This window comes from Brevibacillus sp. Leaf182 (genome assembly GCF_001423865.2).
Taxonomy (GTDB): Bacteria; Bacillota; Bacilli; order Brevibacillales; family Brevibacillaceae; genus Brevibacillus; species Brevibacillus brevis_C.
In genome coordinates, this window is the sequence record NZ_LMPN02000021.1 from 1 (window position 1) to 24,900 (window position 24,900).

A 24,900-nucleotide genomic window follows, 5' to 3' on the forward strand; every position below is an offset into this window, starting at 1 on the left:
TAATATTGACGTACTTTTTCTCGGATGAAGGAGAAATCTATATGTTTCTGGATGACCCTTAATAAATGGTCCTCTGGGACCAATTCATCAAGGCACACAAATTCGTAATGCATTTGCGGATTATTATCATTGGAGGTAAGCACAATTATCACCTACTATAAAATATAATTATAAGAATTATAACAAATTAACGCGGTGTCGCTTTAAAATTAAGTAAAATAAAAATGGCTGTCGACTTTCTCGACAGCCTGACTCCTGATGATTTCAGGAGTTTTTTTGTATGCGGTCAGCTATTAAAAATCAAAGTTATCCGGGTCTGGACCAACTCGGTGATTTTGGTTCAACGCATGAATCGTTTCCATGTCTTCTTTCGACAGTTCGAAATCAAATACGGATGCATTCTCAACGATTCGATGCTCTTTTGTCGACTTTGGAATGGTCACAACGCCATTTTGCAAATCCCAGCGTATAATGACTTGGGCAATGGACTTCCCGTATTTTTCTGCAATTCCTTTTAGTTCTGGATTGTCCAATAGCTGTCCTTGCATAAGCGGAGACCATGCTTCAAATTGAATCCCTTGCTCCTGGCAATAGGCACGCAGTTCATCCTGGGACAGGCGCGGATGGAATTCCACTTGGTTTACCATGGGCTTAATCTCAGCGTCTTTAAGCAGTTCCTCTAAATGATGAACGTGGAAATTGCTTACCCCGATGGCTTTTACCAACCCTTTTTTGTAAAGCGTCTCCAATGCTCTCCATGCTTCTTTGAACTTTCCTTCTACCGGCCAGTGAATGAGGTACAAGTCCAGGTATTCCAGCCCAAGTTTTTTCAGGCTCGTCTCATATGCATTCAATGTGGACTCATATCCCAAATCAGCATTCCATACTTTCGAGGTAACAAAAAGATCTTCTCGCGTGATACCCGCTTCCTGCAAACCTGCACGGATTCCACGGCCGACCCCTTCCTCGTTGTTATAAATAGCGGCTGTGTCGATACTGCGGTAGCCGTGCTTGATTGCTGTTTTTACAGCTAGCTCGAGCTCCTGACCTTCCTCTACTTTAAAAACACCCAGACCCACCCAAGGCATTTTTACCCCGTTGTACAGCGTAGTCGTATCTTGCAAATGTTTTGGCATAACTTGTCTCCTCCATCCTTGTTCTCTATGTTAGTATGACTGTTTCCAGCCACCTAATGTGCTTCATGTCGTTTGACAAGTGTTATTATGAGATAGACTAACGAAAAGTAAAAGTACGCACTTTTTTGTGTGATAGGCACCAAAAAGTACCTATCATTCAGGAGGAAATCAATAATGAAGAAGAAGTATAACATTTCAGTGGAAGCTACACTCGAGGTCATCGGCGGTAAGTGGAAATGCGTTATTTTGTGTCACCTGACTCACGGAAAAAAACGTACAAGTGAGTTGAAACGACTTATGCCCGGCATTACACAGAAAATGCTGACACAGCAGCTTAGAGAGCTTGAAGACGATGGCATCATCAACCGGATTATTTACAATCAGGTTCCGCCAAAAGTAGAGTATGAGCTCAGCGAGTACGGCTGGAGCTTGAAAAGTATTCTCGATTCGCTCTGCTTATGGGGCGAAAAGCATATCATTAAGGAATACGGTGACAAGTATGCTGTATTGGAAGAAAGTATCTTAAATCAATAATTAGAACGGTAGTAGGCGAATACGGCAAAAGAATTCCAAGCGAGTTTTAGCCATAATCAAATGAAAAAGCTGCCGATCTAATCGACAGCCAGAATGGCGTAGTCATACACAGCTCTTCCTAGTAATCCTAGTGTGTTCAGAGCGGATTGAGCGGTTACCTCTTTGGATAAAGCCGTAATGGAAAAGCAGCGATTGTTCGTATACAGCAAGCCTACATCATGCTGTCTGCCGGTATCCCAGCCCGATTTACACGGCAGCTCCCATGCAGGATAATAGGATTCTTCCTGAATTGGCAATTGGGACGGCAGACCATTACGGACTTGCTGCTTTTTCATAATAGCGATCATCTCTTTGCAGGCACGCTCAGACAGATAACTGCCCGTTGCCAAATGACCCAGCATACTCGCAACATTCCCAGCGGTTATCGTATTGTTTTCTGTGACATCGAGTGGATAAATCATGAGTTTGCGTGAATAACAGCTTTGGCGCATTCCCAAATCAATCATGGTCTGATCAATCTGCGCTTTTCCTACCAAATCAATCAGCATATTTGTCGCCGTATTGTCGCTCTGAATAATCATGAGGGTCACCAAGTCGCGAATCGTTAGCTTCAAGCCTGGAGATAGCGCGTGCAAAATCCCAGATCCCCCCACCAGATCCTCTTGGCGTAGAACAAGCTGATCATCCAATCGAAAATGCCCCTGCTCACTTGCCGCGAAAACGGCTGCCATGATCGGCACTTTGATTACACTCTCCGCAATAAACAGCTCGTCCGGTACATGTTCAAAACGGATTCCTTTAGCTGCGCCTTGTTCCTCTACAACGACGCCCCAAGTCCCCTCCGCTTGTCCGATAATGGTCGACAACCTTTTCTCCAGCTCCACAGCTTTTCTTCCCTTCTCCTGTTGACTCATCGTTTCTTGTCGCTTTCCATTTATCATACTATTCCGAAAACACATCAGACAAGAGACGGCACCTTCTTACTTTTCGTTTATCCATCCTGAACTTGGAAATAATACGTAAGATAAACCTACGGGCAAGGTGAGGCATCATGCAGAACTCCGATAAGATTGGCAGCCGTCAATTTGTCATCCTCGTAACATTCATCACCATAGGAGATTCCATCCTGATCTTACCTACCGTACCTGCGACTGAAGCAAGTCACGATGGGTGGCTATCAGGATTGATCGGCATGGCACTGGGACTAGCCATCGTATACTTGTTTTGTGTAGTCGGTCGTATCTACCCCGAACAAACGCTGATTGAAAAGAACAAGCTCATATTTGGACGTTGGCTCGGCACGTTCTTTTCTCTCTTCTTTTTGGGAGCTATCTTACTCAACGGCGCTGTCTATATACGGACGATTGGGGATTTCATGACCACACACATTATGAAGCAAACACCCATCCATGCTGTCATGTTTTTATTCGTTGCCTGTGCAATATACGCTGTTCGATTAGGACTTGAAGCTTTTGCACGGACTAGCGAAATTTTTTTCCTCTGGTTTGTCTTTACATTCGTTATGTTTTTTCTTTTGTTAAGCCCTCAGTTCGAATTCAAGAACCTTTTCCCCTTCTTGGAAAATGGCATAAAGCCCGTCATAAGAGGAGTATTTGCAGTCACGGCTTTTCCCTTTTCGGAGCTGGTTATTTTTCTCATGATTACTCCACTCCTCGATGCCAAACAAAAGCTCACGTCTGCTTTTTTGCGTGGAGCCATTTACGGTAGTGTCTGTCTGCTTGCCGTCATTTTCTTATCGCTTTTGGTGCTCGGCCCGGAATTGGTTTCCCGTGAGACCTTTCCGAGCTACTCCCTCGCCAAACGAATCCATGTAGGAGAGTTCTTTCAAAGGCAGGAAGCGATGATGGCTCTCATGTGGTTTGTCTCCATTTATTTCAAAGTTGTACTGTATATGTATGGTTTCTGCGTGGGGATCAAGCAGCTTTTCCATTTACAGGAGCATCAGTCACTCACCTTACCCATTTGCGTCTTATATGTCGCCATTGCGATTATCATCGTTCCAAACGGAGCTTTCTTATACGAAACGTATACGTACTGGCCATTTTTTGATTTAACAAAAGGGTTCTTGTATCCGTTGATTCTCATCGTTGGTTACTGGATACGGAAGCGAATGAACAACAAGCCGGCTACCCTTACAAAGTGAGGTATCGGCTTGTTCTATGCTTATAGTAGTTGTTTGATGGCTGCCACTCGCTCTGCATCGACGTATCGAAGAGCCTGTCCTTCTTCGCGTACTGCCGATCCAAAATGAACCTCTTTGACACCCGTACGTTTCACGAGGTCTCCCACGTTAGCCAGTGACAATCCGCTTCCTGCCAAAATCGTGAGCTGCGTGTTCTCTGTCAGCTTGACGAGCTGCTCGATGCAATCAGCTCCCTCGATGGCGGTTTTTTGACCCCCAGAAGTAAGAATGGTGCGAACTTGGGGATATTCCAGGAGAATACGCGCTGCTTCGATTTGATCCACAGCATCATCAAAAGCACGATGGAATGTCACATTCAAAGCACCTGACTCACCAAGCAATAGCTCCAATCCCCGCTGATCGAGCGTATTTTCTGGAGTCAGCATGCCAAAAACGACACCTGCTGCCCCAAGCTCACGTATGACACGTACATCCTGCTGCATGACCGCCAGTTCTTCTGCTGTATAGCAAAATGATTGGCTATGCGGTCGCACCATGACGTTTACCGGGATGGAAACCGCCTTGACCACTGCCTCAATCAATCCCCAGCTTGGAGTAATGCCTCCCTCCAAAATTCCCGAGATGAGCTCCAGCCTGTCAGCTCCGCCCTGCTCCGCACGTTTTGCATCCTCAACTGAAGTCGCAATCACTTCCACTAGCATGATACTTCCCCTCCGTTTTTAGCATTTGTTTAAAACAAAAACTGGTCGTTTCTCCCCTACCACCAACTGATTGTCGTTTTTAATAGCTTTTGGCGCCAGCGCATGCAGTCGGTCGATGGTTTCCTGATTATCATACTGAATCTGCTCCAAGATCGATGCGATAATAAGCGGCCATGCTAATTCAGAACCATTCAGTACCTTAAGCGAGAAGCTGAGTCTCTCTTTTTTCAAAGCAAAGCCGTATACGCCCATCGCCCCGCCTTTAGCAATTATATTTTCATCCATTAAAAGTGCTGTGCAGATGAAGTTGTGACTGGCAATGATCTCGGGACTACTCGTCATCCACCCTGTCACACTCTCTACTGCCTCACGTGTCGTGCGATCCCCGATCAGGTCCGGGCAAGCGAGCTTTAGATAGGCGATCGCCAGGTTCTTGAGCGGCAACGCAAAAACCGGGAAGCCGCAGCCGTCGACACTTAGCTGAACCTGCTCTTTTGGATAGTCAGCCAGGTTGGCAAACAACTCCAATGCCTCCTGTTGCGCTGGATGCTCTGCCTTGTAGTAATCATGAGTGGAATATCCTTGATCCTTCGACAGCGCCAAGTACCCCAAATGCTTTCCCGCACAGTTATGAAAGAGTCTGCGTTTTTCTATGCCTTGGGACAAGCAAGCGAACTTCGGCTCCTCGTTGAGCGGATAAGTCGGGCAAGTAAGCAATTCGTCCTCCTGAATGCCGGTCTTTCGTAAAATCGACTCCAAGCCTTCCATATGATAGACTTCACCACGATGTGAGGCCGCAAAGAGTGCTGCTTCGCTGCTATTCAGTCCGAATTTTTCATTAATTTTACGTTTGGCGATGGGAATGGCTTGAAAGGGCTTAGCTGCGGAGCGCAATAAGGTGATATGGTTCTCATCGCCTGCCTGATAAACCACCTTTCCTTTTTCATTCACGCCGCACACGATGCCGTTATGTACGTTCTCCAGAATGCCGCCGCGATATTCTTCTACTAAAGGGACATCTCTCATCAAAATCACCCGCTCCACTCCATGTTGATCGATTATGAAAAAAACACTAGCAGTAGCACCTCCATCCGTCAATCTTTTTCCAAACGATAATCCCCCCACTTTGGCGCTGATTGTTGTATAATGTCTCAAGGTGCCCATTTGGGTTCCACAAATAAGAAATCCGTGCATCTGCACGGGAGAGGTTCGCGAACTCCCTCTATAAAAAACTAAGCTGGATAACAGTACCTTTCTTTGGTATTGTTTTTGTTTTTTTGATGGAAAGTTCAAGAACTCTCTTTCTTCGATACTTCAAAAGGAGATGGAGAGCAATGAAAAAGGAAAAAGCCGTTGTCGTCTTTAGCGGAGGTCAGGACAGCACTACCTGCCTGTTTTGGGCGAAAGAGCAATTCGGCGAAGTAGAAACCCTCACGTTTGATTACGGGCAGCGACACAAGCTGGAGATCGAGTGCGCCCAGCAAATTGCCACAGAACTCGGCGTCAAAAACTCCGTATTGGACATGAGCCTGTTAAACCAGCTCGCGCCCAATGCACTCACCCGCACAGATATTGATATTACCCAGGAAGAAGGCCAATTGCCATCCACGTTCGTCGACGGACGCAACTTGTTGTTCCTTTCCTTTGCGGGCGTTTTCGCCAAGCAACGAGGAGCACGTCACTTGGTTACCGGTGTATGCGAAACGGATTTTAGCGGTTATCCCGACTGCCGTGACGCCTTTATCAAATCACTCAATGTGACATTGAATTTGTCGATGGACTACCCGTTTGTGATTCACACGCCGCTCATGTGGCTGAACAAAGCACAAACGTGGAAGCTGGCGGACGATCTGGGTGCCTTCACCTATATTCGCGAAAATACCCTCACCTGCTATAACGGCATCAAAGGGGACGGCTGTGGCGAATGCCCTGCCTGCCACCTGCGAAAAGCCGGACTGGACACTTATCTTTCCGAGAAAAATCAACCTGGAGAAAATGCCTGATGAGTGCGAACTTTGATTTTCGTATCGTCGATCGCATGCAGGCACTGGGTACCCATATTCAAAAATCACAGCTTCGCTACCATAACAAACGCGTTTTGGTAAGCAAGGAATTTACTTTTGACGCTGCACATCATCTGCACGCCTATGAAGGAAAGTGCAAAAACCTGCACGGCCATACGTATACGGTCGTATTTGGCATCAGTGGCTTTCCAGACGAGATCGGACTCGTGATCGATTTCGGTGACATCAAGCAAATCTGGAAAGAGCACATCGAAATTTATTTGGATCATCGCTATCTGAATGAAATGCTCCCTCCGATGAATACCACCGCCGAAAACATGGTCGTGTGGATTTTCGAAGAGATGGAAAAACAATTGCAGTCAGATGCCTACCGTGACCGCTACGACGGCGCTCGGGTGGAGTTCGTTCGCCTGTTCGAGACACCGACCAGCTATGCAGAGGCAAGACGGGAGTGGATGATGGAATGATCCCGGTCTTGGAAATATTCGGTCCTACGATTCAAGGCGAAGGAATGGTTATCGGACAAAAAACGATGTTTGTTCGAACAGCTGGCTGTGACTATCGTTGCAGTTGGTGTGACTCCGCTTTTACATGGGATGGATCTGCCCGTGATGAAATCCGGCAAATGTCGGCCGAGGCGATCTGGGAGGAGCTCACTCGCTTAGGCGGGGACCGTTTTTCCCATGTCACAATCTCCGGGGGAAATCCTGCGCTTTTGGCTGGCATCGGTGACTTAATCGCCCTTTTAAAGGAACATGGCATTCGCACAGCAGTCGAAACACAAGGCAGCAAGTGGCAAGCGTGGCTTCCACTCATTGACGACATTACGATTTCACCAAAGCCGCCTAGTTCTGGGATGGAAACAGATTTTCTAGCGCTTGATCGAATTGTGCACGAGCTGTTGGAACAAAAACATCCAGGACTTAGCCTGAAAGTCGTTGTTTTCGACGACGCCGACTTTGCCTATGCACAGACGATTCATCAGCGCTATCCGGATGTTCCTTTCTACTTGCAGCCAGGAAACAGTGATCTGACGGACGCTGATACTCCTCGGCTTCGGGAAAAGCTTTTGGAGAGCTTTGAATGGCTGATCGATCAGGCGATGGCGACACCTGACATGAATGACGCGAAGGTTCTTCCCCAACTACATGCGCTTGTTTGGGGCAATAAACGAGGCGTTTAAACGATATTTTACTCTCATGGAAGAAAAGAGGACTGTACTCATATGGCACATCAACAAGAACGCGATTTATCCTCCCTCACTCTTTTGGGGAATCAAGGCACAACGTACAACTACTCCTATGACCCTAGCGTACTGGAGTCTTTTGACAACAAGCATCCGTACCGCGATTATTTCGTAAAATTCAACTGCCCTGAATTCACCAGCCTGTGCCCGATTACCGGCCAACCAGACTTTGCGACGATCTATATCAGCTACATTCCTGACATCAAAATGGTAGAGAGCAAATCGCTCAAGCTGTACTTGTTCAGCTTCCGCAATCACGGCGATTTCCACGAGGATTGCGTGAACGTCATCATGAACGATTTAATCAAGCTGATGGACCCACGCTACATCGAGGTATGGGGCAAGTTCACTCCGCGCGGCGGCATCTCGATCGATCCGTATTGCAACTACGGGAAGGCGGGGACGAAGTACGAGGAGATGGCGAGCCATCGGATGATGAATCATGATATGTATCCGGAAAAAGTGGATAATCGGTAGAGCGAGCAGGTTATGAGAAAAGGAAAACCCTTAATATTTTTTAAGGGTTTTTCTTATTTTTCTTCGGATTCAACGTAATTACTTCCTCTCAAGAATGGTCCCTCCGTGATATGATTTACATATAATCCCATACACTTTAGGAGGGATGCTCTTGTGGATATTTCCCTTTACATATTTGTTGCCTTCGCTCTGGCTCAACTTGCGAATAGAATCTACACATACAGACTCACTCGGTACAACCTGGATAGCTTTGGAATATCCATTATCGGTATGATCATGAGTTTTCATATCAAGGAAGTATTGGTATATAAAACGGTTTTGATTTTATTTACGGTATTGTCCATGAGTTTTCTGTGTGGTTATTTTCATAGCCGCAAATATACATAATCCATACAGGTAAATGTCGGTCTGACCCACGTTGTTGCGGAATCATGGTTAAGTGGATTTCCTCGGAGAGTCATTCTGGGCCCGAAAAACCCTTATTTACAATAAGGGTTTTTTCCTTTTCCAATTGGAAATCACGGTCGTGATCGTTGGTGTGATTCTACTCCTTCTGCTACGGTTTACTGCGGAAGGAGGTGATATTATGACCAAGCATCTGTATTTTTACGCAAGTTTCGAAGATGCAGCGCGACTCAATCGGGAGTTGATTCAGCTAGGCTACAGGAATTACTATTTGGAGCCGCACGAACACCTGGTCGCTTTTGTTTTCGAGCCTGTGACCGAGGTGAGCCACGCCATCTTGAAACACTTGTTCGATGCAGATGATCTGTCACACCTAGAAAACTAACTCTGCAGGGCTGGTGCTCCTCGAAAGGGGCATCAGTTCCTATTCCTTGTATTCCTTTAAAATGGGCCTTTATTATGTATATTTCTCACCTGAAAATATTGCTAATTTTTGGATGCAAAGGTAATGTATTATTAAATACCAATAAATTGGAGGTGGTAATATTGAAAAAATTTATTCAAACCACACTTCTTGCATTTTCTGCCATGCTTGTTATTCCGACGAGCGCACTAGCTAGTAGTCCCCAAACACAGTCTACAGACGCGGTTGCTCCTGCGTCGAAAACCACAGAAGTTTTGCGTTACACTAAATTAGAAAGTAGAAGCTCTGTTGACTCTAAATTGTTCGATATTCAGTCACCTGGAAAGCTTACTGTTCATGTAACGCAGAAAAGCAGGCTTTCCTCCATTAAAGCCAACTTGACTTATCGAATCTTTAGTTTTGGTCCTGATGGTTCTGGTAAATCATTGGGTACTGGACGCTTTGAGGGTAGCGGCTCCTTTACTTTTACAAGCCCCGAAGAATTACCCGCAGGAAAATACTATATATTGGTAAGGAACACTGGAATCGGGAGAGCAATTGGAACCGTGTCGGTGACAATTCCTTAAATGTTTGGATTATTCATGGAGGCTTTCGCATACGAAAGCCTCTTTTCTCTACGCAACTAGTTGCTAATGAATACTTACTCCAGACACTTAACGATTGTGTTCATCTCTCGTTCATATTCAACGATTACACTTACAAGCGTAGTCAAAAGAAATGATACAGGAGATGATCTAACATGTTAACAGCAGCCGTCATTTTTATAAATCTCGCTCTACTTGCCTATACGATTGGCGTATGGAGCGAAAGACGTTCTGGAGAACTAAAGCTGACCCATCTTATCTTTTTTGGTTTCGGTTTAGTATTCGATACCATTGGAACAACCTTTATGAAATTGCTCGCTGAGAGCTCCAGCTTAAATTTGCATGGCATTACTGGGTTGATCGCTCTGATCTTGATGTTTTTCCATACAGTGTGGGCGTGTGTCGTACTGTGGAAAAAGAAAGAAAATCAGATCAAACAATTCCATAAATTTAGCCTAATCGTATGGATTTTATGGCTTGTACCTTATTCCATTGGCGTCGCTTTAAGCTTTATGAAATAGAAAACTCTCAACTACGCTCCGAGCGCGAACAATCTAACCTTACCTCAACCCTCTCAACCGATGAGAGGGTCCTTTGCTTTTCTCGCGGCTGTTCAACCTATCGTCAACTTTGACTACCATTCGACAATATCTCCTAAAGTAATCAGAACGATAATCGTATAAAATGCAATAAATTAGTATTTTTAGAAATATAAAACTTTTAACTGCGACTCGATGATCGTTTTCTAAACAACATTCACCATTTCAGAAAGGTTGATGCTCATGTTTAAAAAAGCACTTATTATCCTGTCATTAAGTTCAGTCGTCGTAGTACCCTCTCTAGCCACACAAGTCCAAGGGGCAGCGCTCCCTACACAGGAAAAAGCAACCACCTACGCTTCCAATAAAAACATCAGAAACGCCACGTATGGTGAAGAAATCTGGGTGTCACTTACCTCACCTATTCCAGCCGGATGGGTTATCGTTAGAACTTTAGGAACGCAAAACCTGATCAGGAATGTGAACGGTGCTTCTTATGGCACGGAGGTAGAGGTGCTGCTCGCTTCGCCTATCCCAATCGGATGGGTCATGATTCGAGCCTTTAGAGGATCGAATGTAATCAAAAATATGAACGGTGCTTCTTATGGTACGGAGATAGAGGTGATGCTCGCCTCCCCTATTCCTGAAGGATGGGTCATGGTGCGAGCCTTTGGAGGATCGAATGTAATCAGGAATGTGAACGGTGCTTCGTACGGCACGGAGGTAGAAGTGATGCTCGCTTCGCCTATCCCAAAAGGATGGATCATGGTTCGAACCTATGGAGGATCGAATGTGATCAGAAATGTCAATGGGGCTCCTTACGGAACACAGATTGAGGTACTGCAAGCCTCGCCTGTTCCTGAAGGATGGATCATTCTCAGTTCAGGTGGAAATTCGAAAGTGATCAGGAAAATTGGCTAAAGCAAAGCGCACATGGCATGCATCTAGTCCGCAGGCTGACGTCGAAAGCAATCGGCATCAGCTTGCGGGCTTTTCTTTAATAGGTTTCCAACAATGGTGGAATATATAAGGGAAGCAAATGTCCTAAGGAGGCCAATAATGAGCACGTTTTACGAGAAATATGGTGGCGAAGATACGGTCGCAAAAGTAGTGGACTACTTTTATGATTTAGTTTTAGCTGATGACACCGTGAACCACTTTTTCAAAAACACCGATATGGAAAAACAGCGTAAACACCAAACAAAGTTCATCAGCTATGCCCTTGGTGGTCCGAATCAATATTCTGGCCAGTCCATGGCAAAAGCTCACGAAGGAATGAATCTGCAACCCATTCATTTTGATGCTATCGTTAAGCATCTGCGTGATGCCTTGACTCACTTTGGTGTCAGCGAAGAAGATATTGCCAATGCTCTCGGCAAAGTAGGATCACTACGGGATGATATTTTGTATAAATAACCGAGCATCAAAACGCCTGATGCAATGGTTCAGGGACCCTCTTCCGTTCCCGATCCATAGCCGACAAACAGACTGACACCTCGACCAAGTGAATTATGCTCCTCTCAGTGGCCCTTCGTTTTCGATTGGCCATTTTTAGTTTGTTCATACACATTTTGTAAAACTCTTAGCAACTCTATTCTCTTCATTACGTATATGATAGGAGCAACATATCAACAATGGAGGCAGATTCGAAAATGGAAGATCAGTATTTTGTTGGTTGGGGTACATTGGCCCTCATCAACGCTGGACTAGCTCAAGGAAAAAATCGTAGCGGTCTTAATTGGTTTTTTCTCTCTTTAATCCTCGGTCCTATCGCAACGCTAATCATTGTAGTCTGGGAAAAACTGCCGGAGCAGAAAGACTTGTCACAGTGAACATATTGAATAAGGAGACACGCATAATGCAAATCCGAAATGTACAAGAGCAAGACTACCTCAAAGTAATTACGGTACTCAACGATTGGTGGGGTGGGCGACAAATGTCTGATATGTTACCCAAGCTGTTTTTTGTCCATTTCCAGTCAACGAGCTTTATTGTTGAAGAGAATGGTGAAGTTATGGCTTTTCTCATCGGATTCTTGTCCCAGACGTTCCCCGGAGAAGCTTACATTCACTTCGTTGGGGTACATCCAGACAAGCGAAAAGATGGATGGGGCCGCGAATTATACCATCATTTCTTTCAAACCGTAAAACAAAAAGGATGCGATACGATTCGATGCATTACCTCTCCTGTTAATAAAGGCTCAATCTCCTTCCACACGAAGCTAGGTTTTGCGGTTGAAAAAGGAGATCAAATGGTGGATGGAATCGATGTGACTTCTAATTATGATGGAAAAGGGAACGACCGGGTTACTTTTATAAAAAAGATCTAATCTTATGGCCACTCGTCATTATCGTTTACACTATCCAAAAAAGTAGGTCGTTCACATGCTGAAAGCACTTGGTTTTGGCGCTGTCTTGCAGATTCTCTGTATGATCATAGCGATAACGACAGGGAACATCGATCAAGCTGGCAATTATGCTGAGTATCTTGTGTTTGGTCTCCTTACACTAGCTGGATTAATGGTCTATAACGCCCTTAGCACTCCCTCAGCTTATTACCAAGAACATGAAGTGCAAGATTATAAAAGCAGATGGAAATGGACCTTTTATTTCCTGCTCGCCTCTGTCCCCAGTAGCATTTTTGCTGTCATCTTTTTCAGCTTTTTTGCTTAATTTCGTTTGCTTCACAAGCTTCTCTTCTCATTTCCGTAACCAAGAAGCACCATTTCACGTACTAATCAATAGCCACACCAAGTAATTTTTCACGTGGAAGGATGCGGTCTGAATTGAAAAGTGTAAAAGAAATATGGGGCTGGACCAAAACGTTGGGCATCTCCCTTTCACTCGCGTTGCTGGTTAACATATTTGTTCTCCAACCTTTTAAAGTAAATGGACAATCGATGGAGCCCACATTGCAAAACGCCGAACGCATCTATGTGTCGAAATTGTCCCACACATTCTCTTATCTCCCTGAGTACAACGATATTGTCGTGATCGACAGCCGTGTAGACCGGGATCGTTCGTTAAAAGATGACATCCTTGAAAATCCTCTGCTCATGCTCGCCATGGGGAATAGCGATGCCAAAACATTCTGGGTAAAACGAGTCATTGGCAAACCCGGCGATACTTTGGAGTTTAAGAACGAGAACCTGTATCGGAATGGGCAGCCGTTAAACGAGCCGTACATAAAAGAAAAGATGGTCGACGTACCTGATTCCAAAATTGTCATACCGGAAAACCATGTGTTTGTGATGGGAGATAATCGTAACAATAGCGATGATAGTAGAGTCATTGGCGTGATTCCACTCGATCATATCATGGGGAAAAAACTGTTTTAAACAGACGAGAGCCTTTTCCAATGAGGAAGGCTCTTTTGCTTTTCGTGTTCTGTATTTGCAAGATTGAACGGCATAGACGAATGTCCGTTTCGAAACGCCTGACAAACGCATTTATTAGTGATAAATGATTGTAAAGGGGCGTTTCTTGATGAGCTCTCAGCACTCTCATTCATTACGCTTTATACGATTTGCTGATCGGCCTGGGCATTTTCATGGGTATGACACACTAACAAGCATTTCGGATCGTCATCGTCATCGAATACGTGGCAGAACGTCTCCCCCAGAAGGAATGAGAGATCGGCACGTCCATTACTACGAAGGTACCACCACGTTTGATGATGGACATGTGCATCACTACAGGGGATGGACGAGTCCGCCTATTCCGTTGCCAGACGGAAGTCATTACCACGAGTTTTCAGGGCAAACCACTTATGATGACGGGCACACTCATTACTACCGCGGTGTAACCAGCGAGGCCCTATCTTAAGCGAAAAAGGCTGTCCCTCTTTGGATCAGCCTCTCTTCCCCTTCCTATTTTTCCAACACTGACGCCAATGGACAGTCCAATGTATACAGGTTGCGATACCTTGGATTGTCCTGATACAACTGCTCATGTGTCCCTCGCATCGAGATGAATCCCTGCTCCATAAAAATGATCTCGTCCATTTGCTCTACTCCGCTCAAGTGGTGAGTCACCCAAATCAATGTTTTCCCTTGCAAGACACGGAAAATCGTTGCCATCAGATCGCTTTCAGTCAACGGATCTAATCCCACCGTGGGCTCGTCAAGGAGAACAATTGGCTTATTTTGCAGCAAAATCCGGGCAAGGGCTATACGCTGCCTTTCTCCGCCAGAGAAGCGCAGACCGGTCTCCTGCATCCGTGTTTGATAACCGTCCGGTAGGGATTCAATCAGTTGATCCAGACCGACTTGAGCTGTCACAGCACGCACTTCTTCATCGGAGGCATCGGGTCGACCCAGCCTGATGTTGTTGGCTACGGTTGTGTCAAACAAATACGGCTGCTGATTCAACACGGAAAACAAACAAGCAGAAGCCTCCTCTGACTGGACAGGCTGCCCATTTACTGTCACCTGACCTGCTTGTGGCTGTATGGCACCTCGAATCAAGTTTAGTATCGTCGATTTCCCCGCTCCGCTGCGACCGAGCAACGCCACTTTCCCACCTTGAGGCACCTCAAAAGACACATCCTGCACACTCCAATTGCTGAGTCGTGGGTAGCGAAAATGAACATGATCGAGCTTCAAACTGCCTCCGGCTTGATCAGCCAGCTTTTCCTTCTGTGCTTTCGCAATGGATGGACGACTGCCCTCGATCTCCTGAAGTCGCTCCAGAGACTCCTTGTATTCTGGCATTCGCACAACAGCGTCAGAAATACGGGCAAACGCATCCATCAACGGAAAGGCGACCAGTCCAATCGCAGCAATCAACGTAGCAGGGATCTGATCCGCAGCGGCAAGTCCGCCCGCCCAGATAACCAGTAAGACAATGGCACCACCGATTGCACACTGTGACATCCACTGGACGCGCCATTCTCCGCGTCGAATGGCGTTTTCGATTTGGGTAGCTGTCTTTTGCCGTCTTGTAAACAACTGGAGAAACTGCTGCGTACGACCACTGAGAATCCAGTCACTCATGCCAAAAACAGCATCGGTCAGCTCCCGGTATGCTGCCTGTCTCTCCTGCTTGAACCGTCGACTCTTGGCAATGGATGACCACAAGACTACCGCGGGTGCAACAAACAGAAGAAAACCACAGTACAACGCCATTAGCAATGCGAACATCCCGTCCATTCTTTCCAGTGCTACAATACCTGCCCCATAGAGGAGGACCGCCGAGACGGCTGGCAGCACAAAGCGCAGATAGACATTCTGTAGTTGCTCAATGTCATCCGCTAGTACACCAAGCAAATCTCCCGTACGAAAACGAGTGCCAAGGAGCTGATCTTGCGGCTCGATGGCCTGGTACAAACGTACACGCATACGCGATAACACACGCAAAGCTGCATCGTGCCCAACCAAACGCTCCAGGTACTGAATGACTGCTTTGCTAAAACCAAAAGCCCGGACAAGTACGATGGGAACATAGACCATTAAGACGTTTTCGGGCTTGAGTGCTGAGCGAGAAATCAGATACCCGGACGTATACAGCAAAGCACCCGCGCATGCCACTGCCAAGGTTCCCAGCAAAGCCGCTGCGGCAAACTGCCAGAAAAACTGGCGAAAGTATGGAAGAAACCACCCCTGATTGCCTTCTCGCGCTTCCTTCATCCTTTCTCCCCCTTGGCACTAGCTGTCAACAACCGATAAAATACGCTTTTTTGTGCAACGAGCTGTTCATAGGTCCCCGCTTCTACCAGTCGTCCCTGGTCGATTACCCAAATCCAATCCATGTCTCGCATCCAATGCAAGCGATGCGTGGCCAAAAACACGCGCCTGTCCCCCAACACCGACAACATGGTCTGTTTGAGCTCCCATTCCGTTTCAATATCTAAGTGAGCAGTCGGTTCGTCGAGCAAAATCACTGGTCGGTTGCCAAGCAGTGCACGTCCCAATGCAACCCGCTGTGCCTGTCCGCCGCTTAACGTGCGGCCCCCTTCGCCAATGATTTCGTCACAGCCATTTGGCAAGCTGTCCACCAGCTCTCCCAGACCGACATCACGAATCACCTGCTCCACCTGTTCCTGCGTAGCTCCCGGCTCATAGAAGCGAATGTTATCCGCCAACGATTGATTGAATAAATACGGATGCTGCGGAATGTAAGCGATTTGCCGCTGCCACTCCTGCTTCGCATCCCCTGTAATGGGTTGCCCATCTACTTGTACTACGCCAGCTTCGGGATCAGAAAAGCCGCCTAGCACTCCAAGGAGGGTTGATTTTCCAGCCCCGCTCGCCCCTACAATGCCCACTCTTCTCCTATTGCTGCCCAATTCCGCAGATACCTGACTCAGTACCTGTCTTCCATCCTCACCGACGACACGAATATCGGACAAGGTAATCGTTCCATCCAATACACCTGTCAGAGACGTCTGGCTACCCGCTGCTTGTGGCTCCGCCTTATGTTCATCCGTGGCGGCACTATCGATAATGGTGCGAATAGTCCCCAACGCTTCCTTGCCATCCAATGAGGCGTGGTAGTCCGATCCCAGCATCCGTACTGGCAAAAAGTATTCCGGTGCCACAATCAGGATGACCAATGCCGTTTCAAATCCAAAGTTTCCTTCAATCAGCCGCAACCCAAGACCAACCGCCACAAACGCAACTGACAGCATGCTGAAGAAGTCAAGTGCCAATGAAGACAAAAAGGCCACGCGCAACGTGCGCATCGTAGCAGATCGATATTGATCGCTCACTCGCCCGACAGTCTCCCCGTGGTCTTTGCTGCGCCCCAAAAACCGGAGCGTCGCAAGCCCGCGAAGCGAATCGGTGAAGTGATGGGATAGCATTCGATACGAACGCCATTGTTTGTCTGCCTGTTTACGTGCCGCCAGACCGAGTACGATAAAAAATCCAATGAGAACAGGCATCGTTACCGTCAGGATCAATCCAGAAATCACATCTTGCATGTAGACAAATGCCAGTAGCGGAAACGTAACAAAAACCATATCCAGCGTCCGCGGAACAGACAACTCCAGGTAGGTACGTACACGATCTACACCTTCCATGACAAGCGTAACAAGCTTTCCGCTTCCTTCACTGGCGGCAAAACGTGGACCACGCTCGAACAAACGAGATAGAACTCGCTCTTGCAAAGACTCACTGGAAGCTTCAGCAAAACGGCCAGCGACTTTCTGTTGCAGCCAAACGATGGTATGACGAGCGGCTATCATGACCAAAAACAGTGCAAGTGGCTGATACGCCATCTGAACTGCTTGACCTTCAAACAAGATCGCGATCGACTTCGCCAAGAGCAGTGCCTGACCGATAATCGCCGCACTTTGCAGGAGGGAAAGACCGGCTAGCAGCAGCATAACCGGTCGAATTCCTTGTAAGCGGAACAATTCCTTGTCCATTAGTACTCCAAATGATCCTTTTCAGTGACTCGTTTGTGGAAAACGAAGTAGCTCCACGCCTGATAGGCAAGCACAAACGGTAAAAGCACTGCTGCAACAATGGTCATTGCTTTTAACGTGTAAGGACTCGAAGCTGCATTATAGAGGGTCAAATCAAACGCGCTATCAATCGTGCTGACCATCACTCGTGGGAACAAACCGATAAACATCGAGACAAACGTCAAAAGGATCATCGCACCTGTCATCCCGAAAGCCCATCCTTCCCGGCCTTGTCTCAAGAAGTGACGAGCCAGTACAAAAGCCACAACACCTAAGAGTACGGCTGCTGTCAACAAAATACCCTGGCGCTCAAACAGATCGGTTACCATGAATGTCCACCCTACAAGCACCGCCATGAGAACCGCTTGTATCGGCAACAGCTTTGCTGCCAGTACACGTGATTTCTCACGCAGCTCGCCCACGGTGCGCAGCGAGATGAAGTTCAGACCATGCAACAAGCATAGTCCTGTAACTGTCACACCTGCCCACAGCGAGTAACCATTCACTATGTCAGAGAAGCCAGCAGTCATTTCCATATTCTGATCAATCGGCACACCCTTCACCAGGCTGGCAAAGACCATTCCGAACAACATTGGCGGTACAAAGCTTCCAATCAGAATCGCTGCGTCCCACGTCTTTTTCCAAGCCTCGCCTTTCCCTTTGCCTCTAAATTCAAATGCTACCCCGCGTCCAATCAACGCAAGCAGAATCAGCGTAAGCACGAGATAATACCCGCTAAACATCGTCGAGTACCACTCCGGAAACGCTGCAAACATCGCACCAGCGGCTGTAATCAGCCAAACTTCATTGGCATCCCAGAACGGGCCAATCGTATTGATCAAAACCCGGGTTTGCAAATCATTTCGTGATAGCAGACGTGTCGCCATTCCGACACCAAAGTCGAAGCCTTCGAGAAAGAAAAATCCGGTAAACAGAACGGCAATGAGCAGGAACCACAGTTCATTAAGCTCCATAACGTTCACTCCTTACACGATCAAATGGGTCCTGAAGCTGTAAATCCTCTACATCCCCATGACTATCCATATCCGGTCCTTTTTTGGCCACACGAGCAAACAGATAAGCCAAGAGGCACAGCAGGATGAGATAAATCGTCGTGAAGGCGATGAGAGAAAACCATACCTCTCCTGTGCTAATGCTTGGCGAAACCGAATCTTCAACACGCAGTAGCCCGAATACCGTCCATGGCTGACGCCCTACCTCCGTCATGATCCACCCTGCCGAGTTTGCGATGAATGGCAACGAGATACCCGCAACCATCAACTGCATGAACCGCTTGTTTGGCTGTTCCAGCTTTTTGCGTAAAGCGAGATATGCCCCGTACAAAGCCAGCAAAATCATTGCACTACCGCCCGCTACCATGATGCGGAAGCTCCAGAAGGTCGTCCGAACGGGTGGAATGTAGTTTCCTGGACCGTAGGTTTTCTCATACTCTGCTTGCAATTCCAACATGCCCGGTACAGAACCTGAAAGTGAATTGTACGTCAGGACGCTAAGCAGATAAGGAATCTTTATTTCAAAACCGTTTTCTTGTTTTTCTGGATCAATCGTTGCAAAAACAGTCCAAGGAGCTGGGTCTGAGCTTGTTTCCCAGAGCCCTTCACTCGCTGCCATTTTCATCGGTTGGGTAGCAACCAAATACTGTGCCTGACCATGACCGAATTGAGCAATAGCAAGTGAGGAAATCAATGCTACCACGATCGCAATTTTGAAAGATTGCACAAAGAATGTAACGTCTTGTTTTTTCAACAGCTTCCAAGCACTGATACCTGCTACCAGGAAGGCGCCTGTCGCAAATGCCGCAAATACGGTATGCGGGAATTCATATAGTAATTGTCCATTGGTAAGGAGAGCGAAGAAATCGACCATCTCTGCACGTCCGTTATTGATAGCGAAGCCGACTGGCTGCTGCATGAACGAGTTGGCTGCCAAAATCCAAAGAGCCGAAAGAATCGTTCCGATGGATACGAGCCAAATACATGCGAGATGCACACCTTTGGACAAACGGTCCCAACCAAACACCCAAAGCCCAATAAAAGTCGATTCGAGGAAAAATGCTAAGAGGGCTTCAATCGCTAGCGGTGTTCCAAATACGTCGCCGACGAATCGTGAGAAATCAGACCAGTTCATCCCAAATTGGAACTCCTGCATGATCCCTGTCACAATCCCGACAGCAAAATTTATGAGCAAAAAGGTTCCCCAAAACTTGGCCATTTTTTTGTACAAGTCATTCTTTTTTACGACATACATCGTTTCCATAATGGCTACTAATAATGAAAGCCCGATGGAAATCGGCACAAAAACAAAATGGAAGATAGTTGTTATCGCAAATTGAAGTCGTCCCAAATCCACTATATCCATGTACAAGATCCCTTTCTATTCGCGTTTTGGCCTTTATGTACCGGAATTATACCAGTGGGGAAACCAGCATTTATTACGACTTTGTGAAAAAAATCACAAATTTATGTGAAAAAATTCACAATTGATTCTCTCTCTTGTAACCCCCTTTTTCGCATTCATCTTCGTGAGAGAGTTTTTTGTTTTGTTTTACCCTGTATATTTCCGGTCATGTATAATTGTAGCAGGACTTTTGGCCCTAGAGGGTGTCCGATTCGTTACATGATTTTTAACACTCTGTGACGGCACATAGAAAAATGGGCCCTGTTACAAGGCCCATCTTGAGTGGAACAGTTAACAACCGCTTATTTTTTGGCGGATTTCGTTGACAAGGAATCGATGATGTTGCCGATAGTAGCAGCATCAAAGCTCTTCTCTGCCATCTGGTACAGCTCGTACGTGAATCCTTCATGCTCCCAAATCACGATCCCGTTGGCGAAATATACCTTTTTCTCGCCAATGGTTTCGATCTTGACACCCTCTGTCGCGTTGATGCCGTTTTCGCCACCGTTTGAAATCAACAAGGAAATAAACTCGTTCTCTTTTTTATACTGAATTTCTACCATACCCTTGCCATGAACAACCGTGTTTTTATAGGAATAATGCTCTGACAACCATGTCGGTGCCGGAAAGTCCATTTCGCTGGCTGCGCGTGCTTCTTCTAATGTCATCTGTGGGGGGGCCTTGTGTTCTACAGGTATCTCGATTCCCTGGGTATTGGACTGTGTAGCAGGCAGCTCTTTATCATATTGGGTAATTTCCATGTTCCCAACTTGAAAGCGTGCCAAGATCGTCTGGAGCATTTCTTGGGCAAACGATGTAGTCGAGAATGCCCCTAAAAGGCAAACAACAGCAACAGCACTAATTGTGGCAGCTTTCCATTTATTCGTTTTCATATAGATCCCGTCCTTTTTCCTATCATGTAATTGTATGTTTCCTGATTCCAATTTGAATTTCAGCCGATTGTATATGCTGGCTTTTGGAGTGGCGTCATCTAGTTCCAGATCAGTAAGCAAGTCGGTGAGTTCACGAAAATCGTCTAGATCATGCTTACTCTTCATAACGGAAGCCTCCTTTTTGCAATTCCATTTGCAGCTTTTTCAAGCATCTGTAGAGCACGACGCCAATATTTGAACCACTGACACCCAGAAGTTCTGCAATTTCTGCATTTTTAAGTCCAGCCGCATATTTCATGGCGATGATATTGCGCTCCTTGTCACTCAGCTTCGCCAGTGCCTGAAATAAGGCTTGATGATTATCGTCGCGGATCACGATGTCCTCCGGTGACGACTTCGGCAAGACCAGATTCAGAATCGAATCCAATGAAAAGCTGATTCTTTTCTTCTGCGAGCGGAAGTAATCTGTCACTGCGTTTCTGGCGATCGCAAACAACCAGACTTCAAAGTTTGATTTATCCGGCGAGAAGCTACTGTATTTTGCTATCACCATTTCAAACACATGACTGCATATTTCTTCTGCTGCGTAGTGATTGTTGATTCGATAACAGATATATTTGTAGACGCGCTTATAATAAGCACCATAAATTTGGGCAAATGTTTCGGTCGACATGCTTTCTGCGTGTCTAGCGTTTTCTTCGTTTTGGCAGATGCCTGTGTTCACTTGGGCAATCTCCAACTACTTCCCCTCCCTTCTGGATGGAATAAACAAATTGCGCAATTTGTTTGGTTGTGAGCCTCACGATAGTTAATACGGCAAAAGTAGAAATGTATTAACAACGTTTTTCAAAGATCGGAGTAATTAACATGTGGATACGCTATCAAGAAATAAGGAGGCACCCCGCTGATTTTCGGGTGAAGTATCGATTTTACTCTGAAAATGAAGGCGGAAGAAAGGTGACGCCGTTTCAAGGGCTGGGTGTGCTCGGATATTTTATGGAAGGTGCAAGAAAAGTAGCGGTAGTCGAAGTGATAGAAATAGTTGGGTTGCATTCAAATCCAACCTCGTAAAAAGTGCGTCTTGTCTTGAAGGGAATCATTTGTCTGGCGAAAGTAGTGTTGAATCAATAAAACAAGCAGACCATCCACATCGGACAGTCTGCTTTTTGCTAGCTTTATGCTTGGGAATGGGCCCAGTGCGATGGGCGCGTGAACGAAGGTGGCAGCTTGGTGCTTGCATCGCCCTTCGCCGCGTTGAGCTGAACCTGCGTGAGAAACAACGTCTCCGTCAAGTTCGCTCCGCTCACATCTGTATCGCGAAAATCTGCACCAATGAGGTCAGCTCCCCGCAAATCTGCTCCTCTCAGATCAGCAGCAATCAAATAAGCGCCGCGCAATTGAGCTCCTCGCAAATCAGCGCCTTTGAGCTTGGCACCGATGAGATCAGCGCCTCGGCCATAGGTTTTTCCTTGCTTGCCCCCTTTGTACTTGGCAACCGCGTCCTTACGTACCCATTCACTTGTCTGCAACAATAGTTCGTTAACTTTTGCTCGATGAAAAGCGATGTCCAGCTTCAGGATATCCTCAGGACTGTGATCCGTCAGACGCTGTGTCTCCTCCAATGCTTCCTTCAATGCAGGATGGAGGGACTGGGCAGCTTGCTTGGTCAACGCCTCCGTTAAATACCAAAGAAGCTCGTGAAGCTGCCACATGATCGGAAATACTTCGTACATTTGCTTTGCTGATCCGGGTTCTTTACGCCAATCTTGGCCGCCATAAGTGACTTGAGACACCTTTTGACCAGCTCCAAAGCAATCGTAGACAGTACATCCGCGAAAGCCGATGTCCCTCAGCTTTGTGTGTACACCACAACGGAAGTCTGCCTGTAAGTTACTACAGGGCTTGCCTGCGTCTTTGTTGATGGCAAAGTCAGAGGAAGCAGCAAAAGGCAATGCCACACAGCACAAGCCAAAGCAGCTTTCACAGTCCCCCTGAAGATGACGGCGACTTTTATCGTTAGTCGATTGTATGTGTTCTTGATGCGTAGCCATAAATGATCCTCCTGGAAAAAAACACGATTCTCTCGCATGTGGCGAAAAGAATCGTGCTACTTTTATTGACCGTTTATTGGAATGCGATTTGAGATTCGATCAGGTAATTTCCAAAGACTTCGGCAAAGGCTTCTGCGGTATTATAGCCTTCTTCTAAGGTGTTGTTCGTACCACCGAATTCCAAAAGCAGAGCTCCCTCGGAAATAGACTGATTGTACACGCCGTTCCCTTGATTTGAACCTTTCAGGATAATCCCCCGCGACAAACCTGGATAAGAGGCTTCCAGACGGGCGTGCAGCTCTTCCGCCAGCTTTTTGTTCGCCAGATGGTTCGGATTCGCTGTTCCGATTACAAACAGCATCCGGGAATAGGTTTTGCCATTGATCGTGATCGCTACCTTACTGCGTGGCTCATCACTGTCCCGATGAATATCGAAAATGTACTGCAAGTGCGGACTGGTTGCTGCCGCTGCCGCTACCGCCTTGTACGACTCGGAATAAGACATCGAGTAGCTTTTATTTTGTTCCCTCAATCTTTGAGCGAAATCGTCCTGGCTCGCCATTGCTGAAATGCCTCTTCCTTGCAACAGCTCGCCCAGCCTTTTCCCAACAAGCGTGATGTTGATCTCAGGATCATCTACCGAGCTTCCTTGTTGGTTCCGTGCTACATTTCGCCAAGACTCACGGTTATGGGTGTGATAGATATACACTTTCTCGTTTCCAATCATCCCACTGTTGTACTCGTACGTTGCTCCTGTCGGTGGCAGAGTACCAGCAGGTTGAATCTTCTCTACGATCCAACCTGCGATATAGGCGGTCGAATTGTCTGCCAGCCTGATAAGGTACCAGTCTCCTACTGTTTGCACAACCGGGAATACTTGGCCGGGTTGAACGTTTCCGATTACAGCATGATCGGTTGAGGGACCGTTGCGGATGTTGGAATCAGGATTTTTGACACGAATCTGTAGTTCTTGTACAGAGGGAGGCGTTGTTGTTGGCAAAGTCGCTGGTACCCCCGGTGTTGAACTCGGCAGTGGTGGAGCTGTCCCAGTCTGTTCCATTGGTTTGAAAATATAGGCATAGGTACCGTTGAAGTTGATGGTATACCAACCATTTGCATATCCGTAATGGTTGATCGTCATCCCGCCATGGATTTGACCAATGACGGTACCAAGAATATCTGGCTGCGCATAAACTTCATAACCTTCCGTTAATACGACTGTCCCTTGTCCGAATCCACTCCCTGTATTGGATGGGAGTACAGGAGGGGGCGGTGCTGGAATTGTTGTCGGATCTGGGATTTGTGCCGGTACCTGGGGTGGTTTTGGTGCTGGTGCCGTTGTCTCCGTCAAATAACTGGCTTTCACCCAGCCGTTCTTTTGATCAGACAGCTTAATTTGTGCCCATTCCCCTTGCTTTCTCATTTGCAAAAACACACCGTTTTTGTCGATGATCTGCAAAATTTGTGCAGTGGCATTTGGTTCTGCCCGAACATTCAGCATGTCCACATTGCTTTTGACATATTTGATCTGTGGAACTTCTATCAACTTCACATACTTATTATTGACCCATCCGGTATTGCCGTTCGGCAGCTTTACCTGCGTCCAATCTTTTTGCTGTTTGGTGATTGGCAACCGCGTGGCTTTTTTGAGTGTTGCGACAATCTGGGTAGCCGTACCTGGCTCACTTCGAATATTTAACTGATCGACCGCCACTTCTACATGGGTGGCCGCTCGCGCAATGGACAGAGGCATCAGCAAAATCAAGAAGAAAACAGCTAGCAAGCTGACATTTACTCGTAAAAGCAAGTTCCTCGTTCCCCTCTGTTTTTTTCGTATTTTTGGAAAATCCAGCTAATAGAAAGAACTTCTCGATTCGTCCGCATATTCCTTCATGTT

Annotated in this window: 30 protein-coding genes and 1 riboswitch; of the genes, 17 read left to right on the forward strand and 13 right to left on the reverse strand. The window is 46.6% G+C overall.

Annotation, left to right across the window (positions count from 1 at the left end; genetic code table 11):
- On the reverse strand, nt 1-113 hold a 113-nt coding region (locus ASG16_RS31745; protein WP_483296476.1), incomplete at its 3' end, for a transposase.
- Between the two features lie 180 nt (nt 114-293).
- A complete protein-coding gene (gene pgoN / locus ASG16_RS12005) occupies nt 294-1,136 on the reverse strand; it encodes a glyoxal/methylglyoxal reductase (protein WP_048034341.1) in 843 nt (280 codons plus the stop codon).
- 174 nt (nt 1,137-1,310) lie between these two features.
- On the opposite strand from pgoN, the gene ASG16_RS12010 reads away from it, so the two are divergent.
- Nucleotides 1,311-1,670 (forward strand): winged helix-turn-helix transcriptional regulator, encoded by a 360-nt coding sequence (locus tag ASG16_RS12010; protein WP_048034342.1) that lies wholly within the window; start codon nt 1,311-1,313, stop codon nt 1,668-1,670.
- A 77-nt stretch (nt 1,671-1,747) separates the two neighbouring features.
- Here the strand turns inward: ASG16_RS12010 and ASG16_RS12015 are convergent, their stop codons facing one another.
- Nucleotides 1,748-2,584, reverse strand: a complete 837-nt coding sequence (locus tag ASG16_RS12015; RefSeq protein WP_241970745.1) for a serine hydrolase — start codon at nt 2,582-2,584, stop codon at nt 1,748-1,750.
- Nucleotides 2,585-2,721: 137 nt separating this feature from the next.
- Here ASG16_RS12015 and ASG16_RS12020 point away from each other — a divergent pair, with 137 nt between their 5' ends.
- A complete protein-coding gene (locus tag ASG16_RS12020; RefSeq protein WP_056491282.1) occupies nt 2,722-3,834 on the forward strand; it encodes a GerAB/ArcD/ProY family transporter in 1,113 nt (370 codons plus the stop codon).
- 20 nt (nt 3,835-3,854) lie between these two features.
- Here ASG16_RS12020 and ASG16_RS12025 read toward each other — a convergent pair whose 3' ends face one another.
- Both ASG16_RS12025 and ASG16_RS12030 read right to left on the reverse strand, forming a co-directional pair.
- Nucleotides 3,855-4,535, reverse strand: a complete 681-nt coding sequence (locus ASG16_RS12025) for a copper homeostasis protein CutC (protein WP_056491284.1) — start codon at nt 4,533-4,535, stop codon at nt 3,855-3,857.
- Nucleotides 4,536-4,553: 18 nt separating this feature from the next.
- Nucleotides 4,554-5,561 carry an asparaginase gene (locus ASG16_RS12030; protein WP_056491576.1) on the reverse strand — a complete coding sequence of 336 codons (1,008 nt, stop codon included), beginning with the start codon at nt 5,559-5,561 and terminating at the stop codon, nt 4,554-4,556.
- A gap of 172 nt (nt 5,562-5,733) precedes the next feature.
- Nucleotides 5,734-5,777, forward strand: a riboswitch (PreQ1 riboswitch).
- A gap of 92 nt (nt 5,778-5,869) precedes the next feature.
- On the opposite strand from ASG16_RS12030, the gene queC reads away from it, so the two are divergent.
- From queC to ASG16_RS12105, 14 genes are all read left to right on the forward strand, one after another.
- On the forward strand, nt 5,870-6,538 hold the full coding sequence (queC, locus tag ASG16_RS12035; RefSeq protein ID WP_056491286.1) for a 7-cyano-7-deazaguanine synthase QueC: 669 nt from the start codon (nt 5,870-5,872) through the stop codon (nt 6,536-6,538).
- Nucleotides 6,538-7,026, forward strand: a complete 489-nt coding sequence (gene queD, locus ASG16_RS12040; protein ID WP_015892823.1) for a 6-carboxytetrahydropterin synthase QueD — start codon at nt 6,538-6,540, stop codon at nt 7,024-7,026. The genes queC and queD overlap by 1 nt, the downstream gene beginning before the upstream one ends.
- Complete coding sequence (queE, locus tag ASG16_RS12045) at nt 7,023-7,742, forward strand: 7-carboxy-7-deazaguanine synthase QueE (RefSeq protein WP_056491290.1); 720 nt, start codon at nt 7,023-7,025, stop codon at nt 7,740-7,742. The genes queD and queE overlap by 4 nt, the downstream gene beginning before the upstream one ends.
- 42 nt (nt 7,743-7,784) lie before the next feature.
- Nucleotides 7,785-8,282 carry a preQ(1) synthase gene (gene queF / locus ASG16_RS12050; RefSeq protein WP_056491291.1) on the forward strand — a complete coding sequence of 166 codons (498 nt, stop codon included), beginning with the start codon at nt 7,785-7,787 and terminating at the stop codon, nt 8,280-8,282.
- 586 nt (nt 8,283-8,868) lie between these two features.
- Nucleotides 8,869-9,072, forward strand: coding sequence for a hypothetical protein (locus tag ASG16_RS12060; RefSeq protein ID WP_056491295.1), 204 nt, complete (start codon nt 8,869-8,871; stop codon nt 9,070-9,072).
- A 161-nt stretch (nt 9,073-9,233) separates the two neighbouring features.
- Nucleotides 9,234-9,677 carry a hypothetical protein gene (locus ASG16_RS12065; RefSeq protein ID WP_056491296.1) on the forward strand — a complete coding sequence of 148 codons (444 nt, stop codon included), beginning with the start codon at nt 9,234-9,236 and terminating at the stop codon, nt 9,675-9,677.
- 173 nt (nt 9,678-9,850) lie between these two features.
- The gene (locus tag ASG16_RS12070; RefSeq protein WP_048034350.1) at nt 9,851-10,216 is read left to right on the forward strand and encodes an HsmA family protein; all 366 of its coding nucleotides are present in this window, start codon (nt 9,851-9,853) and stop codon (nt 10,214-10,216) included.
- A gap of 261 nt (nt 10,217-10,477) precedes the next feature.
- Nucleotides 10,478-11,155 (forward strand): hypothetical protein, encoded by a 678-nt coding sequence (locus ASG16_RS12075; RefSeq protein ID WP_056491297.1) that lies wholly within the window; start codon nt 10,478-10,480, stop codon nt 11,153-11,155.
- Nucleotides 11,156-11,293: 138 nt separating this feature from the next.
- Nucleotides 11,294-11,650 (forward strand): group I truncated hemoglobin, encoded by a 357-nt coding sequence (locus ASG16_RS12080; RefSeq protein WP_056491299.1) that lies wholly within the window; start codon nt 11,294-11,296, stop codon nt 11,648-11,650.
- A 236-nt stretch (nt 11,651-11,886) separates the two neighbouring features.
- On the forward strand, nt 11,887-12,066 hold the full coding sequence (locus ASG16_RS12085; RefSeq protein ID WP_056491578.1) for a hypothetical protein: 180 nt from the start codon (nt 11,887-11,889) through the stop codon (nt 12,064-12,066).
- 26 nt (nt 12,067-12,092) lie between these two features.
- On the forward strand, nt 12,093-12,563 hold the full coding sequence (locus ASG16_RS12090; protein WP_056491304.1) for a GNAT family N-acetyltransferase: 471 nt from the start codon (nt 12,093-12,095) through the stop codon (nt 12,561-12,563).
- A gap of 55 nt (nt 12,564-12,618) precedes the next feature.
- Nucleotides 12,619-12,906 carry a hypothetical protein gene (locus tag ASG16_RS12095; RefSeq protein WP_056491305.1) on the forward strand — a complete coding sequence of 96 codons (288 nt, stop codon included), beginning with the start codon at nt 12,619-12,621 and terminating at the stop codon, nt 12,904-12,906.
- A gap of 101 nt (nt 12,907-13,007) precedes the next feature.
- Nucleotides 13,008-13,571, forward strand: coding sequence for a signal peptidase I (gene lepB, locus ASG16_RS12100; protein WP_056491306.1), 564 nt, complete (start codon nt 13,008-13,010; stop codon nt 13,569-13,571).
- A 148-nt stretch (nt 13,572-13,719) separates the two neighbouring features.
- Complete coding sequence (locus ASG16_RS12105; RefSeq protein WP_082517251.1) at nt 13,720-14,058, forward strand: YmaF family protein; 339 nt, start codon at nt 13,720-13,722, stop codon at nt 14,056-14,058.
- Between the two features lie 44 nt (nt 14,059-14,102).
- Here the strand turns inward: ASG16_RS12105 and cydC are convergent, their stop codons facing one another.
- The 6 genes from cydC to ASG16_RS12135 all read right to left on the reverse strand — a co-directional run bounded on the left by cydC (nt 14,103) and on the right by ASG16_RS12135 (nt 21,691).
- A complete protein-coding gene (cydC, locus tag ASG16_RS12110; RefSeq protein WP_056491308.1) occupies nt 14,103-15,860 on the reverse strand; it encodes a thiol reductant ABC exporter subunit CydC in 1,758 nt (585 codons plus the stop codon).
- Nucleotides 15,857-17,602, reverse strand: a complete 1,746-nt coding sequence (gene cydD / locus ASG16_RS12115) for a thiol reductant ABC exporter subunit CydD (protein ID WP_056491310.1) — start codon at nt 17,600-17,602, stop codon at nt 15,857-15,859. The genes cydC and cydD overlap by 4 nt, the downstream gene beginning before the upstream one ends.
- Entirely contained in the window at nt 17,602-18,615 is a 1,014-nt protein-coding gene (gene cydB, locus ASG16_RS12120; RefSeq protein WP_056491312.1) for a cytochrome d ubiquinol oxidase subunit II, read from the reverse strand. The genes cydD and cydB overlap by 1 nt, the downstream gene beginning before the upstream one ends.
- Nucleotides 18,605-20,020 (reverse strand): cytochrome ubiquinol oxidase subunit I, encoded by a 1,416-nt coding sequence (locus tag ASG16_RS12125; protein ID WP_048034360.1) that lies wholly within the window; start codon nt 20,018-20,020, stop codon nt 18,605-18,607. Before ASG16_RS12125 ends, cydB begins: the two co-directional genes overlap by 11 nt.
- Before the next feature lie 341 nt (nt 20,021-20,361).
- Complete coding sequence (locus ASG16_RS12130) at nt 20,362-21,117, reverse strand: hypothetical protein (protein ID WP_056491313.1); 756 nt, start codon at nt 21,115-21,117, stop codon at nt 20,362-20,364.
- Entirely contained in the window at nt 21,107-21,691 is a 585-nt protein-coding gene (locus ASG16_RS12135) for a sigma-70 family RNA polymerase sigma factor (RefSeq protein WP_056491315.1), read from the reverse strand. Before ASG16_RS12135 ends, ASG16_RS12130 begins: the two co-directional genes overlap by 11 nt.
- 128 nt (nt 21,692-21,819) lie before the next feature.
- On the opposite strand from ASG16_RS12135, the gene ASG16_RS12140 reads away from it, so the two are divergent.
- Nucleotides 21,820-22,023, forward strand: a complete 204-nt coding sequence (locus ASG16_RS12140; protein ID WP_082517252.1) for a hypothetical protein — start codon at nt 21,820-21,822, stop codon at nt 22,021-22,023.
- 104 nt (nt 22,024-22,127) lie between these two features.
- Here the strand turns inward: ASG16_RS12140 and ASG16_RS12145 are convergent, their stop codons facing one another.
- Both ASG16_RS12145 and spoIIP read right to left on the reverse strand, forming a co-directional pair.
- The gene (locus tag ASG16_RS12145) at nt 22,128-23,003 is read right to left on the reverse strand and encodes a pentapeptide repeat-containing protein (protein WP_056491317.1); all 876 of its coding nucleotides are present in this window, start codon (nt 23,001-23,003) and stop codon (nt 22,128-22,130) included.
- 73 nt (nt 23,004-23,076) lie between these two features.
- Nucleotides 23,077-24,810, reverse strand: a complete 1,734-nt coding sequence (spoIIP, locus tag ASG16_RS12150) for a stage II sporulation protein P (protein WP_056491319.1) — start codon at nt 24,808-24,810, stop codon at nt 23,077-23,079.
- Between the last annotated feature and the right edge of the window lie 90 nt (nt 24,811-24,900).

Coding starts and splice junctions, on each gene's coding strand:
- pgoN (WP_048034341.1), bottom strand. CDS start 1,136: ATGCCAAAACATTTGCAAGATACGACTACGCTGTACAACGGGGTAAAA.
- ASG16_RS12010 (WP_048034342.1), top strand. CDS start 1,311: ATGAAGAAGAAGTATAACATTTCAGTGGAAGCTACACTCGAGGTCATC.
- ASG16_RS12015 (WP_241970745.1), bottom strand. CDS start 2,584: ATGAGTCAACAGGAGAAGGGAAGAAAAGCTGTGGAGCTGGAGAAAAGG.
- ASG16_RS12020 (WP_056491282.1), top strand. CDS start 2,722: ATGCAGAACTCCGATAAGATTGGCAGCCGTCAATTTGTCATCCTCGTA.
- ASG16_RS12025 (WP_056491284.1), bottom strand. CDS start 4,535: ATGCTAGTGGAAGTGATTGCGACTTCAGTTGAGGATGCAAAACGTGCG.
- ASG16_RS12030 (WP_056491576.1), bottom strand. CDS start 5,561: ATGAGAGATGTCCCTTTAGTAGAAGAATATCGCGGCGGCATTCTGGAG.
- queC (WP_056491286.1), top strand. CDS start 5,870: ATGAAAAAGGAAAAAGCCGTTGTCGTCTTTAGCGGAGGTCAGGACAGC.
- queD (WP_015892823.1), top strand. CDS start 6,538: ATGAGTGCGAACTTTGATTTTCGTATCGTCGATCGCATGCAGGCACTG.
- queE (WP_056491290.1), top strand. CDS start 7,023: ATGATCCCGGTCTTGGAAATATTCGGTCCTACGATTCAAGGCGAAGGA.
- queF (WP_056491291.1), top strand. CDS start 7,785: ATGGCACATCAACAAGAACGCGATTTATCCTCCCTCACTCTTTTGGGG.
- ASG16_RS12060 (WP_056491295.1), top strand. CDS start 8,869: ATGACCAAGCATCTGTATTTTTACGCAAGTTTCGAAGATGCAGCGCGA.
- ASG16_RS12070 (WP_048034350.1), top strand. CDS start 9,851: ATGTTAACAGCAGCCGTCATTTTTATAAATCTCGCTCTACTTGCCTAT.
- ASG16_RS12075 (WP_056491297.1), top strand. CDS start 10,478: ATGTTTAAAAAAGCACTTATTATCCTGTCATTAAGTTCAGTCGTCGTA.
- ASG16_RS12080 (WP_056491299.1), top strand. CDS start 11,294: ATGAGCACGTTTTACGAGAAATATGGTGGCGAAGATACGGTCGCAAAA.
- ASG16_RS12085 (WP_056491578.1), top strand. CDS start 11,887: ATGGAAGATCAGTATTTTGTTGGTTGGGGTACATTGGCCCTCATCAAC.
- ASG16_RS12090 (WP_056491304.1), top strand. CDS start 12,093: ATGCAAATCCGAAATGTACAAGAGCAAGACTACCTCAAAGTAATTACG.
- ASG16_RS12095 (WP_056491305.1), top strand. CDS start 12,619: ATGCTGAAAGCACTTGGTTTTGGCGCTGTCTTGCAGATTCTCTGTATG.
- lepB (WP_056491306.1), top strand. CDS start 13,008: ATGCGGTCTGAATTGAAAAGTGTAAAAGAAATATGGGGCTGGACCAAA.
- ASG16_RS12105 (WP_082517251.1), top strand. CDS start 13,720: ATGAGCTCTCAGCACTCTCATTCATTACGCTTTATACGATTTGCTGAT.
- cydC (WP_056491308.1), bottom strand. CDS start 15,860: ATGAAGGAAGCGCGAGAAGGCAATCAGGGGTGGTTTCTTCCATACTTT.
- cydD (WP_056491310.1), bottom strand. CDS start 17,602: ATGGACAAGGAATTGTTCCGCTTACAAGGAATTCGACCGGTTATGCTG.
- cydB (WP_056491312.1), bottom strand. CDS start 18,615: ATGGAGCTTAATGAACTGTGGTTCCTGCTCATTGCCGTTCTGTTTACC.
- ASG16_RS12125 (WP_048034360.1), bottom strand. CDS start 20,020: ATGGATATAGTGGATTTGGGACGACTTCAATTTGCGATAACAACTATC.
- ASG16_RS12130 (WP_056491313.1), bottom strand. CDS start 21,117: ATGAAGAGTAAGCATGATCTAGACGATTTTCGTGAACTCACCGACTTG.
- ASG16_RS12140 (WP_082517252.1), top strand. CDS start 21,820: ATGTGGATACGCTATCAAGAAATAAGGAGGCACCCCGCTGATTTTCGG.
- ASG16_RS12145 (WP_056491317.1), bottom strand. CDS start 23,003: ATGGCTACGCATCAAGAACACATACAATCGACTAACGATAAAAGTCGC.